Annotated in this window: 1 rRNA gene; it reads left to right on the top strand. The window is 55.9% G+C overall.

The features are described from left to right. Positions 1 to 247 (top strand): 23S ribosomal RNA (locus KI379_RS33910); the annotation flags it as partial.

Raw genomic sequence — 247 nt, 5'->3', positions numbered from 1 at the left:
AGCCCTGTTTATGGGTGATGGCGTGCCTTTTGTAGAATGAACCGGCGAGTTACGTTCCCGTGCAAGGTTAAGGTGAGAAGCCGGAGCCGCAGCGAAAGCGAGTCTGAATAGGGCGAATTGAGTACGTGGACGTAGACCCGAAACCGTGTGATCTACCCCTGTCCAGGGTGAAGGTGCGGTAACACGCACTGGAGGCCCGAACCCACGAATGTTGAAAAATTCGGGGATGAGGTGGGGGTAGCGGAGA

This window comes from Paenibacillus cineris, from assembly GCF_018333335.1.
GTDB classification, from domain to species: Bacteria; Bacillota; Bacilli; order Paenibacillales; family Paenibacillaceae; genus Paenibacillus_AQ; species Paenibacillus_AQ favisporus.
Note: the sequence above shows the minus strand (reverse complement) of the source record. Positions and strands in the feature narration are given on the sequence as shown.